14 protein-coding genes and 1 tRNA gene are annotated in these 13,122 nt (G+C 62.8%); 9 read left to right on the forward strand and 6 right to left on the reverse strand.

The window, feature by feature from the left end:
• Positions 1-52: 52 nt before the first annotated feature.
• From cgtA to rplU, 3 genes are all read right to left on the reverse strand, one after another.
• Entirely contained in the window at positions 53-1,174 is a 1,122-nt protein-coding gene (gene cgtA, locus OH764_RS14885; protein WP_498847300.1) for a GTPase Obg, read from the reverse strand.
• Between the two features lie 213 nt (positions 1,175-1,387).
• Positions 1,388-1,651, reverse strand: a complete 264-nt coding sequence (rpmA, locus tag OH764_RS14890; protein ID WP_020071242.1) for a 50S ribosomal protein L27 — start codon at positions 1,649-1,651, stop codon at positions 1,388-1,390.
• A gap of 25 nt (positions 1,652-1,676) precedes the next feature.
• A complete protein-coding gene (rplU, locus tag OH764_RS14895) occupies positions 1,677-1,988 on the reverse strand; it encodes a 50S ribosomal protein L21 (protein WP_006051835.1) in 312 nt (103 codons plus the stop codon).
• Between the two features lie 229 nt (positions 1,989-2,217).
• Between rplU and OH764_RS14900 the strand changes: the two genes are divergently transcribed.
• From OH764_RS14900 to yacG, 9 genes are all read left to right on the forward strand, one after another.
• Entirely contained in the window at positions 2,218-3,210 is a 993-nt protein-coding gene (locus tag OH764_RS14900; protein WP_020071241.1) for a polyprenyl synthetase family protein, read from the forward strand.
• Positions 3,211-3,258: 48 nt separating this feature from the next.
• A tRNA-Pro gene (locus OH764_RS14905) sits at positions 3,259-3,335 on the forward strand.
• 210 nt (positions 3,336-3,545) lie between these two features.
• The gene (locus tag OH764_RS14910; protein ID WP_498847301.1) at positions 3,546-4,844 is read left to right on the forward strand and encodes an HlyC/CorC family transporter; all 1,299 of its coding nucleotides are present in this window, start codon (positions 3,546-3,548) and stop codon (positions 4,842-4,844) included.
• A gap of 153 nt (positions 4,845-4,997) precedes the next feature.
• Positions 4,998-6,296, forward strand: coding sequence for a GspE/PulE family protein (locus tag OH764_RS14915; protein WP_498847302.1), 1,299 nt, complete (start codon positions 4,998-5,000; stop codon positions 6,294-6,296).
• Positions 6,293-7,522, forward strand: coding sequence for a type II secretion system F family protein (locus OH764_RS14920; protein WP_498847303.1), 1,230 nt, complete (start codon positions 6,293-6,295; stop codon positions 7,520-7,522). The genes OH764_RS14915 and OH764_RS14920 overlap by 4 nt, the downstream gene beginning before the upstream one ends.
• A gap of 28 nt (positions 7,523-7,550) precedes the next feature.
• The gene (locus OH764_RS14925; protein WP_498847304.1) at positions 7,551-8,504 is read left to right on the forward strand and encodes a prepilin peptidase; all 954 of its coding nucleotides are present in this window, start codon (positions 7,551-7,553) and stop codon (positions 8,502-8,504) included.
• Between the two features lie 3 nt (positions 8,505-8,507).
• Positions 8,508-9,140 (forward strand): dephospho-CoA kinase, encoded by a 633-nt coding sequence (coaE, locus tag OH764_RS14930; protein WP_498847305.1) that lies wholly within the window; start codon positions 8,508-8,510, stop codon positions 9,138-9,140.
• 159 nt (positions 9,141-9,299) lie between these two features.
• Entirely contained in the window at positions 9,300-10,055 is a 756-nt protein-coding gene (gene zapD / locus OH764_RS14935) for a cell division protein ZapD (protein ID WP_498847306.1), read from the forward strand.
• Positions 10,056-10,179: 124 nt separating this feature from the next.
• Positions 10,180-10,377: a DNA gyrase inhibitor YacG gene (yacG, locus tag OH764_RS14940; RefSeq protein ID WP_498847307.1), complete on the forward strand. Its 198-nt coding sequence runs from the start codon at positions 10,180-10,182 to the stop codon at positions 10,375-10,377.
• A 32-nt stretch (positions 10,378-10,409) separates the two neighbouring features.
• Here the strand turns inward: yacG and OH764_RS14945 are convergent, their stop codons facing one another.
• Genes OH764_RS14945 through argJ form a run of 3 tightly spaced genes read right to left on the reverse strand, consistent with a single transcriptional unit; the run spans position 10,410 to position 12,980 of the window.
• Positions 10,410-10,832, reverse strand: a complete 423-nt coding sequence (locus OH764_RS14945) for a mutator mutT family protein (protein WP_498847308.1) — start codon at positions 10,830-10,832, stop codon at positions 10,410-10,412.
• The gene (locus tag OH764_RS14950) at positions 10,829-11,698 is read right to left on the reverse strand and encodes an ATP-binding protein (protein WP_498847309.1); all 870 of its coding nucleotides are present in this window, start codon (positions 11,696-11,698) and stop codon (positions 10,829-10,831) included. Before OH764_RS14950 ends, OH764_RS14945 begins: the two co-directional genes overlap by 4 nt.
• 40 nt (positions 11,699-11,738) lie before the next feature.
• Positions 11,739-12,980, reverse strand: a complete 1,242-nt coding sequence (gene argJ, locus OH764_RS14955; RefSeq protein ID WP_498847310.1) for a bifunctional ornithine acetyltransferase/N-acetylglutamate synthase — start codon at positions 12,978-12,980, stop codon at positions 11,739-11,741.
• Between the last annotated feature and the right edge of the window lie 142 nt (positions 12,981-13,122).

Below are 13,122 nucleotides of genomic sequence, written 5' to 3' on the forward strand. Positions count from 1 at the left end.
GATGACGCCTGACGCGCGCCGCCAACCCGCAAAGGCCCGGCGCCCCAATTGTTTAGCCCTGCGGATCGGCGCTGGATTCGCTAGCGGCGGCAGGTGCTTCCGGCTTATCGCGAAAGCGTACGTCGGCGGCGAGGTCTTCGGCTTCGGCCGCGCGCTGCGCTTCGGAATGGGCCGCGATGTAGTCGAACACCGCATAGCATAGATTCTCGCAACCCTGACCGGTCAGCGCCGAGATTTCGAAGACCGGGCCGTCCCAACCGAAACCTTCGATAAACGCCGAAACGCGCGCTTCACGCTCGTCCTCGGGGACCATGTCGAGCTTGTTGAGCACGAGCCAGCGCGGCTTCTGATACAGGAGCTCGTCGTACTTGCGCAGTTCGTTGACAATCGCCTTGGCTTCCGCGACTGGATCGACCGCTTCGTCGAACGGCGCCAGGTCGACGATGTGCAGCAGCAAGCCCGTGCGCTGCAAATGCCGCAGGAACTGGTGGCCGAGGCCCGCGCCTTCCGCGGCACCTTCGATCAGACCCGGAATGTCGGCGATCACGAAGCTGCGGCTCGGACCAACGCGAACCACGCCGAGATTCGGCGCAAGCGTAGTGAACGGATAGTCGGCGATCTTCGGCTTCGCGTTCGACACGGAAGAGATGAACGTGGACTTGCCCGCGTTCGGCATGCCGAGCAGGCCGACGTCGGCCAGCACCTTCAACTCGAGGCGCACCATGCGTCGCTCGCCCGGCTTGCCGTCGGTTTTCTGACGCGGAGCGCGGTTGGTGCTGGATTTGAAGTGCAGATTGCCGAGACCGCCCGCACCGCCCTGCGCGATCTGCACGCTCTGATTGTGCTCGGTCAGATCGGCGATCAGTTCGCCGGTTTCCATGTCGGTAATGGTGGTGCCGACCGGCATGCGCAGCGTGATGTCGTCGCCGCCCTTGCCGTAACAGTCTGCGCCGCGGCCGTTCTCGCCGTTTCGCGCCATGTGTTTTTTCGCGTAGCGGTAGTCGATCAGCGTGTTGATGTTGCGGTCTGCTACCGCAATGACGCTGCCGCCCCGGCCGCCGTCGCCGCCATCCGGGCCGCCGAACGGAACAAACTTCTCGCGGCGCATCGACGCGCTGCCATCCCCTCCGTCGCCGGCGATGACTTCAATCCTCGCTTCGTCAATGAACTTCATGCGTAACTCCGTCCCGTGGTGTACTGCCAGATGGTGCTGCTGAATACTACTGGATGCTGCTATTTTGCCGCGCCCGTCGCGCGTTGATCAATCGACCGAACGGCATAGGCGCAGTGCCGAAATTGCAGCGCCGACGTCCCTTGCCGCAATAAAAAAAGCCCCGCTAACTTCGCGGGGCCTTTTTCCGGTCCTGAAGCCCGTGCCTGAGTGAACTCAGACTGCTGCCGGGACGACGTTGACCATGTGCTTCTTCGCGGCGCCTTTCGTCGAGAACTGAACGTGGCCGTCCGTCAGCGCGAACAAGGTGTGATCCTTGCCAATGCCGACGTTCTCGCCAGCGTGCATACGCGTGCCACGTTGACGAACGATGATGCCGCCAGCGTTGATAGCCTGACCGCCGTACACTTTCACGCCAAGTCGCTTCGACTCGGAGTCGCGGCCGTTCCGGGACGATCCGCCTGCCTTTTTGTGTGCCATTTGATTTGCTCCTTAACCGGTGCGCTTACGCGTTGATCGCGTCGATGCGCAGTTCGGTATAGTTCTGGCGGTGGCCGCCATGCTTCTGGTAGTGCTTCCGGCGACGCATCTTGAAGATGGTCACTTTCTTGTGACGACCTTGCGACACGACGGTAGCCTTGACGGAAGCCCCACTGACCAGCGGCGCACCGAACTTAATCGATTCGCCTTCGCCCACTGCGAGAACCTGGTCGAGCGTGATTTCAGCGTCAATGTCTGCCGGTATCTGTTCTACTTTAAGTTTTTCGCCGACGGCAACTTTATACTGCTTGCCACCGGTTTTTATGACCGCGTACATTGAGAACCTCACTCTGTGTTCATTTTTCCCACGCACCGCGCGCGGAAACCCGTGATTATACATAGAGTTAGCTGCTCGGTCAAAACTCATTCAGAGCGGCCCTGCGTTCCGCCCGGGTGACGCGCAGCCGAGCGCCTGGCGGTGCCCACGAGCGCGCCGCGCGGCAGTCCGCGACCCGGACCAACCGCGATTCGCCTTATAATTCGCGGCACTACCCAATTCAGCCATCATGTCGTCGACTGCCACCACCTCCTCCAACGCCGCCAGCCTGCTCGCTCCGATCGCCGAAGACATGCAGCAGGTGAATCGCGTCATCCGGCACCGTCTTGCGTCCGAGGTGATGCTGATCAACCAGATTTCCGAGTACATCATCAGTGCCGGCGGCAAACGGCTGCGGCCAGCCCTGCTGCTCTTGGTGGCCGGCGCGCTCGGCGAGACCACGGGGCATCGGCACGAACTGGCGGCGGTCGTCGAATTCATCCACACGGCAACCCTGCTGCACGACGACGTGGTCGACGAATCGGATCTACGGCGCGGCCGCCAGACCGCCAACGCGCTGTTCGGCAATGCGGCGAGCGTGCTCGTCGGCGACTTTCTCTATTCGCGCTCGTTCCAGATGATGGTGGGAGTGGGCAAGATGCGCGTCATGGAGATTCTGTCGGAAGCCACCAACATCATCTCCGAAGGCGAAGTGCTGCAGCTGCTGAACATGCACGACGCCGACGTGGACCAAGCCCGCTACATGCAGGTGATCCGCTACAAGACTGCCAAACTCTTCGAGGCCGCGGCTCAGCTCGGCGCGGTGCTGGCCGGCGCAGATGCCAGAACCGAAGCAGCGGCGGCGGAATTCGGCCGGCGCATCGGTACGGCTTTCCAGATCATGGACGACTGGCTCGACTACACGGGCACGGCCGAGTCGATGGGGAAAAATGCCGGCGACGATCTGCGCGAGGGCAAGCCCACGCTGCCGCTCATCTATTTGATAGAGCGCGGCACCCCCGAGCAGTCGGCTCTCGCTCGCGAGGCCATTGAGCAAGGCGGCACCGACCGTTTCGACACGATCTTCGAGGCGATCACACGGTCCGGCGCACTTGATCACACGCTCGAATGCGCGAAACAGGAAGCGCAAGCTGCGGCAGCCGCGATTTGTTCGTTTCCTGATTCCATTTACAAAGAAAGCCTGCTAGAATTATGTTCTTACTCGACGGCGAGACAGTCTTAAACAAGACTCAAACGCTGGTTAAGTCTGAATCGAGTCTGCAGTACACATCGGGGTGTAGCTTAGCCTGGTAGAGCGCTACGTTCGGGACGTAGAGGCCGGAGGTTCGAATCCTCTCACCCCGACCAGATTCGCCTTGTTAGTTCAAGGCTCGAAAAACCGCCCAGCTTGCTCGGCGGTTTTTTGTTTTTGCGGCCCGATCTTGTCGCCCTGCTCGCGGCACCCGCAGGCAGTTCAGGCTGAAGCCTCCCGGCTCGCAACTTCCCTGGTGGCGGGTTGCTCCGCCCCCTCTGCTATATTCTCCCCATCCTTTTCCCCTCTTCTATTCTTCACGACGCGTGGAACAACTTCCCTTATGGGCGCAGATTGGCGCCGTCTTTCTGCTGCTTATCTGCTCGAGCTTTTTCTCCATTTCCGAAACGGCGATGATGGCGCTCAACCGCCATCGCCTGAAGCACCTTGCCAACAAGAATGCGCTCGGCGCGAAGACCACTCAGGGTCTCCTGGCGCACACGGATCAACTGCTGAGCGTCGTGCTGATCGGCAACAATCTGTTCAACACCATCATTCCGGTGCTGACTACTTCGATCGCGCTGCATACGTTCGGTCGTAACAACGTGGTGCTGTCTATCGCGACCGGCATCGTCGCGTTTCTGATTATCGTTTTTGCCGAGATCACGCCGAAGATCGTCGGCGCGACGTTTCCCGAAAAGATCGCGCTGCCCGCCAGCCTGCTCATCGCGCCGATGATGCGCATTGCCAGGCCGCTCGTCTGGTTCGTCAATCTGTTCGCCACCGGCATCTTGCGGGTGCTGCACATCAACACAAAAGGCGCGCGCGATCAGCGCCTCTCCACTGAAGAACTGCGCACCATCGTGCTCGAGTCCGGCAGCTTCATGCCGACCAAGCACCGGAGCATTTTGCTGAACCTGTTCGACCTCGAAAACATTTCCGTCGACGATGTGATGATCCCCCGGCGACGTATCGAGGCGCTCGACTTCGACGCGCCGTTCGAGCAGATTCTGCACCAGCTCGAAACCTGCTATCACAACAAGCTGATCGTCTATCAAGGCGACATTGACCGCGTGCTCGGCGTGCTGCACGTTCGCAAGACACTCGCCGCGCTGCACAACCAGGAGCTGGAACGCGAGACGCTGCGCGAACTGCTCGCCGAGCCGTACTTCGTGCCGACCGGCACGCCGGTGTTCCAGCAATTGCAGTACTTCCAGGAGAGCCGGCATCGGATCGCGCTCGTCGTCAACGAATACGGCGAGTTGCAAGGGCTCGTCACGCCGGAAGACATCATCGAGGAACTGATCGGCGAGTTCACCACGTCGATCCCGCGCGGCGCCAATTCGCGTGGGGGCTGGAACGAGCTGGGCGAATGCATCGTTTCGGGAAGCATGCCGCTGCGTGAACTGAACCGCTGGTTGCAACTTTCGCTGCCCACTGACGGCCCGAAAACGCTTAACGGGCTGATCCTCGAAATTCTCGAAGACATTCCCGATGGCGATGTCTGTGTGCAGATCGGCGACGTAAAGCTCGAAGTGATGCGCAGCGACGACCAGGCGATCCGCACCGTAAAGCTGTTCAAGCCGCCAGCGCGCGTGAAGGGCGGCAAGGCGCTGTTGGGCTAAGTGCCTACCGCTCAAGGTTGAGGCCGTAGCACACCCCAGCATCGCATAAGCCCGTGCCGAGTGCCATTAGCCGAACGGCCGAGTGGCGGCGCCGACCGCCTTGCTCGAAGATGAAGCCGTCGTGTTCTACAGGCGGCTAGTCGCCGGCTCTTCATGCAAGCTTCTTTTCAACCCGCGGCCTTGCTGCGGCCACTACCGGCAGGCAGCGAGAGCGCCTCTCGCAATAAGCCGAACGCGCGCACCGGCGAAACCGACGGCGTTGCCGCACTGGCCCACGATCCCGACAACGCCCCCGCCGTGCGTCTGCTGACTGACACGCTGCGGGAAGCGACACGCCGCAACGCATCGGATCTGCACATCGAACCAGCGGAAAACGGCTGGCGGGTGCGCTTGCGCATCGACGGCGTGTTGCATGAAATCGCGACGCCGCCCGCCCATCTGCGGGACGCCTTTATCACGCGCGTGAAGGTTCTGGCGCGCATGGACATCGCCAAGCGGCGTGTTCCACAGGACGGCCGGCTTCGGCTCGCCACGTCGCCAGGCAGGATCGAGGACTACCGCGTCAACTCGCTGCCCACGCTGTTCGGGGAAAAGCTCGTATTGCGCAGGCTCGACGCGCTGCCAACCGATCTTTCGCTCGACTCGCTCGGGCTCGATGCACAGCAGCGCAATGCCGTCGATTCTGCAATTCGCGCGCCGCACGGCCTGGTGCTCGTCACGGGGCCGACAGGCAGCGGCAAGACGCTGTCGCTGTACTGCTTCCTGAATCTGCTCAACAGCGAGTCGCGCAATCTTTGTTCCGTCGAAGATCCGGCGGAAATCCAGCTGGCCGGCATCAACCAGGTCAGCGTGCGTGAAAAGGCCGGGCTCACTTTCGCCGTCGCGCTGCGTGCCTTTCTGCGCCAGGATCCGGACGTCGTCATGGTTGGCGAAATACGCGACGAGGAAACCGCCGACGTCGCCGTAAAGGCCGCGCTAACCGGCCACCTGGTGCTGTCGACGTTGCACACGAACGACGCGCCAGCCGCTGCAGCGCGTCTGATCGACATTGGCGTGGCGCCATATAACCTCGCGGCCGCCCTGCGCATGGTGACGGCGCAGCGACTGGTGCGCCGCCTATGCACAGCCTGCCGGACGCCCGCGCCGCACTCCCCCGCGGCACTTCGTTCCGCGGGCTTCGCCGAAGAACAGGTCGACGGTTGGCAGCCCTACGCTGCGAAGGGCTGTGCGGCTTGTCACGGCATTGGCTATCGGGGCCGCGTCGGCGTGCATCAGGTCATGCCCGTATCCGATGCCATGCGTGAGTTGATCGTCGCGCGAGCGGGAACGCACGACCTCGCGCGGCAGGCGCGTAGCGAAAACATCGGCACGCTTCGCAACGCCGCGTTGGCTCGCGTGCGCGACGGCACGACGAGCCTCGCCGAAGCACTCGCCGCCACCGAGGTCGCGTGAGCAATACCGTTACACATCGCCCTGCGTCGACCGACACGCGCTTCCGATGGCACGGTGTCGATCCCGACGGAAACCATAGAACGGGCTTGCTCATTGCGCCGGATGCGGGCACCGCTCGCGCTCTGCTCAAACGCGACAACCTGTTCGTGGTCGATCTGAAAGCCCACGGACCCGCGCCGCGCCCGAAAGCAACTACCGCAGACGTCACGCTGTTCACACGCCAGCTAGCAAGCCTGCTGCGCGCCGGCTTGCCGCTCGCTCCCGCACTGGACCTACTGGGGCAGGCGCAAAGTTCGCGCCGTCCCGGCATGCCGCGGATCGTCGGCGCATTGGCTCGCGACATCACGGCCGGCCTGCGATTTTCGGCTGCCTTGCAACATCATCCCTTGCAGTTCAACGCTCTGTATTGTCAACTCGTCGAAGTGGGCGAGGCTGCTGGCGCTCTGCCCGCAGTTCTCGCGCGTATCGCCGACGACCGCGAGCGCGCCGCCGCGGAACGGGCGAAAGTGCGCGCGGCGTTGACCTATCCTGTCGTAATCTTGCTGTTGGCTCTGGCAATCACCGCAGCTTTGCTCGTGTGGGTGGTACCGACTTTCAAACAGATCTTCGATGGATTTGGAGCGCGTTTGCCGGCGCCAACGCAGTTTGTAGTAGCGCTATCGTCGGGTGCAGCGCAATGGAGTGTGCCCGCCATCGCGGTCGTCGTCGCGGCGTATTTCGCGGCGACGTTTCTCCTGCGGCGTTCCGAAACGGCGCGCATCCGTTTCGCGCGTTTATCGCTGAAAATACCGATTGCCGGTTCACTGCTGGCCACGCTCTGCGCCGCTCGGTGGAGCCGCGCGCTCGGCACCTTGCTGTCGGCCGGCACGCCGCTCGCCGACGCATTCGATTCGCTGACTCACGCCACGGGCAACGCCTTTTTCGATCGCGCAACCGTGGACATCGCGGCGCGCCTGCGGCGCGGTGAACGGCTTGCAGCGGCCATGCGTTCGGCAAGCTGCTTCCCGCAAGATGTCGTGCAGCCGGTCGCCGTTGCCGAGGAGTCCGGAGCACTCGACACCATGCTTCTCGACGTGGCGTCGCTGGCCGATCGTCAGGTAGACGAAAAGATCGGCACGCTGTCGAGTCTGTGCGAACCGCTCGTCATCGTTGTGCTGGGGGTGCTGGTCGGCGGGCTTGTCATCGCGATGTATCTTCCCATTATTCAACTCGGCAACGTGGTGTAGCATCGCAGCCGAATCCACCGTTTCGTCCATGCAGGCAGCTCACCCACTCGTGCCAGAAACCTCCTCCACCGTGCTTTCGGGCTCGCTTTCGAACCTGCTGCCGGATCATTTCGCAGCGGGTCTCGGTCAGGCATTCGGCAGCCTGCCGGCCGCCTTGCAGTTTGCTTTTGCGATCGTATTCGGGCTCGTCATCGGCAGCTTCCTGAACGTCGTCGTGCATAGAGTGCCGATCATGCTCGAACGCGCGTGGCGCCTGGAAGTGAGCGAGGCGACTAACCAACCTCTCGAAGAAGACGGCCTGCCGGCGCGCTACAACCTATGGGTGCCACGCAGCGCCTGTCCTCACTGCGGGCATGTGCTGCACGCATGGGAGAATCTGCCGCTGCTCAGCTATGTGCTGCTGCGCGGTCGCTGTTCCGCATGCGGGGCGCGCGTGAGCGCACGTTATCCGCTCCTCGAACTCTGCACTGCAGCCCTCGCGGCCGGCGCTCTCGCGCTGTTCGGTCCGACGCTCGCCGCGCTCGCCGGGTTCGGACTGTGCGCCGCCCTGCTGGCGATGAGCGCCATCGACATCGACACGCATCTGCTACCGGACTCGATGACGTTGCCCCTGCTTTGGGCAGGCATCATCGTCAACTTCTACGGCGTGTTCGCAAGTCTCCAGGATGCCGTGCTCGGCGCCATTTTCGGCTATCTCGTGCTGTGGGCCGTGCATTGGCTGTTCCGGCTCGCGCGAGGTATCGACGGCATGGGTTACGGCGACTTCAAACTGCTCGCGGCGCTCGGCGCGTGGCTTGGGTGGGCGGCGCTCCCTCAGATCGTGCTGGTCGCCGCCGTCGCGGGCGCGGTCGTCGGTCTTGCGGCAACGTGGCGCGGCCGCATGCGCTTCGAAGAGCCGCTGCCTTTCGGGCCGTTTCTTGCGGCAGGCGGCGTTCTCACCTTGTTTTTCGGCACACCGCTTTACCTGGCTCTCGGAGGCTGAAGCATGTTCGTTGTGGGACTCACAGGCGGCATCGGCAGCGGCAAATCGACTGTTGCCGATCTGTTCGCGGCGCACGGCGTGCCGCTCGTCGACACCGATCTGATCGCGCATCGCATCACCGCACCGCACGGCATGGCGATGCCCCGGATCGCCGCCGAGTTCGGCAACGAGTTCGTCGCCGCGGACGGCTCGCTCGACCGCGCACGCATGCGCACGCTTGTATTCAGCGACGACGCGGCGCGCAAGCGGCTCGAGAACATCACGCATCCGCTAATTCGCGCAGAAACGGAACGCGAGCAACGCGAGGCCACCGGCCCTTATGTGATCGTTGTGGTTCCGCTACTGGTGGAGTCGGGCAGCTGGAAAACCCGCGTGAATCGCGTACTCGCCGTGGATTGCAGCGTGGAGACGCAAATCTCGCGCGTAATGACCCGCAATGGTTTCAGCCGCGAACAGGTGCTCGCGATCATCGCCCGCCAGGCTACGCGCGAAGCGCGGCTCGCCGCCGCAGATGACGTGATCGTCAACGACAATGCGCCGCTCGGCGCGCTCGAAGCGCAGGTCGACGCGCAGCATCGCGCATACCTGGCGCTGGCGCGCGCAGAGCCCGCGCGACCTATTGGCGCGAAACGTTGAACTTTGGCTTTAGCTGTATGCCGAAGCAGCGGAAAACCATGAAAAACGCGCCCAAAAATGTGCAAAAACCCGCAGGAAAAGCGCGTGATTGCTAGGGTAGTCCCACGGCATTAGAATGTCCTGCATTCCCGTCACCGACCACGCCCGAGGCGAGCCCGCTTGATCCTTTACGAGTACCCCTTCAACGAGCGAATCCGGACGCTATTGCGCCTCGAAGACCTGTTCGAGCGCTTCACGTTTTTTCTGACGCAAGAAGACGCCAGGGAACATCATGTCGCACTCACCACGCTGTTCGAAATCTCAGAGGTGGCGGGTCGCGCGGATCTCAAGTCCGACCTGATGAAGGAACTCGAACGGCAGCGGCAAACGCTCGCCCCGTTTCGCGGCAATCCGGGAATCGAGCAGAGCGCGCTTGAAGCAGTGCTCGGCGAAATCGAGCACACATTAGCGGGACTTTCGCAGATGCAGGGCAAGACGGGCCAGCATCTTGCGGAGAACGAATGGCTCGCGAGCATCCGCAGCCGGGCGATCATTCCGGGCGGCACCTGCAAATTCGACCTGCCCTCTTATTACGCGTGGCAGCAGCTGCATCCGGATCAGCGTCGTCAGGACATTGCCAAGTGGGTCACACCGCTGCTGCCTTTGCGCGACGCGGCCACGATCGTGTTAAGGCTTGCACGGGAGTCGGGGCAGGCGTCGAAGGTTATGGCCATGGCAGGCAGCTATCAGCAAATGCTGTCGGGCCGCTCGTATCAGTTGATGCAGGTGCGCGTGGCGCCCGAACTGCGAGTGATTCCCGAGGCCAGCGCCAACAAATACATGCTCTGGGTGCGCTTCACGGTGCAGGACGGCGATCTGCGTCCACGTGCCGTCGATGTGGATGTGCCCTTCCAGCTCACGCTTTGCAGCCTGTAAGCAAGCCCTTCGCAAGCGCTGCACGGACTCAATAAAGCGGTCGGCTTGCTCGCCGCGCCTTTAAAGCGGTAGCAAAAGCCCCTATATTCGTTACTTGTTCCATTTGTACTGACCGCCTGACCGTATGCCAACCGTCGTCAAATGCCCTACTTGCGGAAAGGACGTCCGCTGGACGCCCGAAAACCGCTTCCGCCCGTTCTGCTCGGACCGCTGCAAACAGATCGATCTCGGCGCGTGGGCCGCTGAGAAGTACAAAATCGGCGGGACCGATCAGGAAGCGCCGTCAGACGAGGCGCCTGGCGGCGACTACAACCCGCATTGAGCGCGCGGGCGCGTCGTCCGCTTGAACCGCGGTCAGCGTTTCTCCGACGCGAGCCACTCCAGCACGGGAATGGTCGCCGGCAGGAGCGGCGCAACCTCGGCCGGCAGCGCCTGCCACGCGAACGCCTGGCCTTCGCGGCCGTGCGGCTCGCCCTTCCACTGCGTCACCTTGCAGAAAAAAAGCCGCACATAAGCATGCGGATAATCGTGTTCGAGCGTATGCCAAAGGTGGCACGCTTCCACTTCGATGCCCAGCTCTTCATGTAACTCGCGGGCAAGCGCCGCCTCGACCGATTCGCCCGTTTCCAGCTTACCGCCCGGAAATTCCCAGTAGCCCTCGTATGGCTTGCCCGCCGGACGCTGCGCCAGCAGATAGCGCCCGTCCGGCTGCACCAGCACGCCGACGGCGACTTCCGTCACCGGACGACCGGCCGAGTTCGTCTGCGCGTCGCTCATGCTTCGGATTTCCGGCCGGACCAGTCGCGCGCAAACTGCCACGCGACGCGCCCCGAGCGCGAACCGCGCTCGAGTGCCCACACCAGCGCGTCGCCGCGCGCGGCTTCAACTTCAGCGTCATTGCAGCCGAAATGCCGCAGCCAGTGGCCGATGATCGACAGGTAGTCGTCCTGCTTGAACGGATAGAAGCTGACCCACAGGCCGAAACGTTCCGACAGTGAGATCTTTTCTTCGACCAGTTCGCCGGGATGAATCTCACCGTCTGACGTGTGCTTGTAGGTCTCGTTGTCGCTCATGTACTCCGGCAGCAGATGGCGGCGGTTCGACGTCGCGTAAATGAGCACGTTGTCCGATTGCGCGGCAACCGAGCCGTCGAGCGCAACTTTCAGCGCCTTGTAGCCCGACTCGCCGTCTTCGAACGAGAGGTCGTCGCAGAACACCACGAAGCGCTCCGGCCGCTTCGCAATCAGTTCGACGATGTCGCCCAGGTCGTGCAAATCGTCCTTGTCCACTTCGATCAGGCGCAAGCCGTCTTTCGCATACGCGTTCAGGCACGCCTTGATCAGCGACGACTTGCCGGTACCCCGCGCGCCCGTCAACAGCACGTTATTGGCCGGAAGCTTGTGGACGAATTGGCGCGTGTTCTGTTCGATCAGCGCTTTCTGACGGTCGATGTTTTGTAGATCGTCGAGCGTGATGTCGGAGATGGCCGGCACCGGCTGCAGGTAGCCGCGCCCCTGGCGTTTGCGCCAGCGAAAAGCGACCGCCGCCGCCCAGTCGATCTCAGGCGCGGCGGGCGGAAGCATCGCTTCCAGGCGGACGAGCACGGCTTCGGCACGTGTCAGAAACTGTTCGAGTTTGTCCATAACAATGAGTGAGCAGCCAGAGGCCGCATGATGAACCTGGTTAGGAGCGGTAGTCGGCGTTGATGCTTACGTAGTCGTGCGACAGATCGCAAGTCCAGATCGTGGCTTGCGCATTGCCGCGGCCGAGCACGACGCGAATGCCGATCTCGCTCTTCTTCATGACGCGCTGGCCGTCTTCTTCGCGGTACGCCGGATTGCGGCCGCCGGCGGTCGCGACCAGCACGTCGTCCAGATACAGATCGATCTTGCCGACGTCGAGATCGTCGATGCCGGCATAACCGATAGCCGCGAGAATGCGGCCGAGGTTCGGGTCCGATGCATAAAAGGCTGTCTTCACGAGTGGCGAATGGCCGATCGCATACGCGATCTGCCGGCATTCACCGACGCTCGAACCGCCTTCTACGTGCACCGTCATGAATTTCGTCGCGCCTTCGCCGTCGCGCACGATCAGCTGCGCGAGCGTCTGTGCGACCTCGGTCACCGCGTCGCGCAACGCTGCGTACGCGGGCGAGTCGGTGGACGTGATCGCCGGCAGGCTCGATTTGCCCGATGCGATCAGGATGAACGAATCGTTCGTCGACGTATCGCCGTCGATCGTGATGCAGTTGAACGAGCGGTCTGCAACGTGTTTGACCAGCGCGTCGAGCACCGGCTGCGCAAGCGCCGCGTCGAACGCGAGGAAGCCGAGCATGGTCGCCATGTTCGGCTTGATCATGCCGGCGCCCTTGCTGATGCCGGTCAGCGTGACCGTGTGGCCGTCGATCGTGACCTTGCGCGAGGTCGCCTTCGGCAACGTGTCGGTGGTCATGATCGCCTGCGCGGCGTCGTACCAGTTGGCTTCCTTGCGGTTCGCGAGCGCGGCCGGCAAACCCGCCTTCAGACGATCGACCGGCAACGGTTCCAGAATCACGCCCGTTGAAAACGGCAGCACCTGCTCCGGCGCGATGTCGGCGAGGCGCGCGAGTTCCACGCAGGTTTCGCGAGCCGCCACCAGACCCGGCTCGCCGGTGCCCGCGTTCGCGTTTCCGGTGTTGATCACCAAGGCCCGAATCGGCTTGCCGCCAGCGCGCACCCGTTCCAGGTTCTCGCGGCACACCGTGACCGGCGCCGCGCAAAAGCGGTTTTGCGTGAAGACGCCGCCTACCGTCGCGCCTTCATCGACGGAAATGACGAGCACGTCCTTGCGGTTCGGCTTGCGAATGTTCGCCTCCGCCCAACCGAGCGTGACGCCGGCGACGGGATGCAGTTGAGCGGGATCGATCGAGGGGAAATTGACAGCCATGGTCGCGACCTGTCGAAGAAAATGCCGGCGAGTGCCGGCATTGAGGGAAACGGAACTAGTAGCTCGGCCAGATGCCGGACCACCGCGAAATCAGCAACACAACACGGTGCAAGAAAGACTGCGTCATGCGACGCGGCGCGCT

Origin of the sequence: Burkholderia sp. M6-3 (genome assembly GCF_050858985.1) — a bacterium.
GTDB classification, from domain to species: domain Bacteria; phylum Pseudomonadota; class Gammaproteobacteria; order Burkholderiales; family Burkholderiaceae; genus Paraburkholderia; species Paraburkholderia caledonica.

Bases quoted from the DNA above. Each gene is read 5' to 3' on its own strand.
- OH764_RS14925 (WP_498847304.1), top strand. From the start codon at position 7,551: ATGCAGGCAGCTCACCCACTCGTGCCAGAAACCTCCTCCACCGTGCTT.
- OH764_RS14900 (WP_020071241.1), top strand. From the start codon at position 2,218: ATGTCGTCGACTGCCACCACCTCCTCCAACGCCGCCAGCCTGCTCGCT.
- OH764_RS14915 (WP_498847302.1), top strand. From the start codon at position 4,998: ATGCAAGCTTCTTTTCAACCCGCGGCCTTGCTGCGGCCACTACCGGCA.
- coaE (WP_498847305.1), top strand. From the start codon at position 8,508: ATGTTCGTTGTGGGACTCACAGGCGGCATCGGCAGCGGCAAATCGACT.
- OH764_RS14950 (WP_498847309.1), bottom strand. From the start codon at position 11,698: ATGGACAAACTCGAACAGTTTCTGACACGTGCCGAAGCCGTGCTCGTC.
- rplU (WP_006051835.1), bottom strand. From the start codon at position 1,988: ATGTACGCGGTCATAAAAACCGGTGGCAAGCAGTATAAAGTTGCCGTC.
- argJ (WP_498847310.1), bottom strand. From the start codon at position 12,980: ATGGCTGTCAATTTCCCCTCGATCGATCCCGCTCAACTGCATCCCGTC.
- cgtA (WP_498847300.1), bottom strand. From the start codon at position 1,174: ATGAAGTTCATTGACGAAGCGAGGATTGAAGTCATCGCCGGCGACGGA.
- OH764_RS14945 (WP_498847308.1), bottom strand. From the start codon at position 10,832: ATGAGCGACGCGCAGACGAACTCGGCCGGTCGTCCGGTGACGGAAGTC.
- yacG (WP_498847307.1), top strand. From the start codon at position 10,180: ATGCCAACCGTCGTCAAATGCCCTACTTGCGGAAAGGACGTCCGCTGG.
- rpmA (WP_020071242.1), bottom strand. From the start codon at position 1,651: ATGGCACACAAAAAGGCAGGCGGATCGTCCCGGAACGGCCGCGACTCC.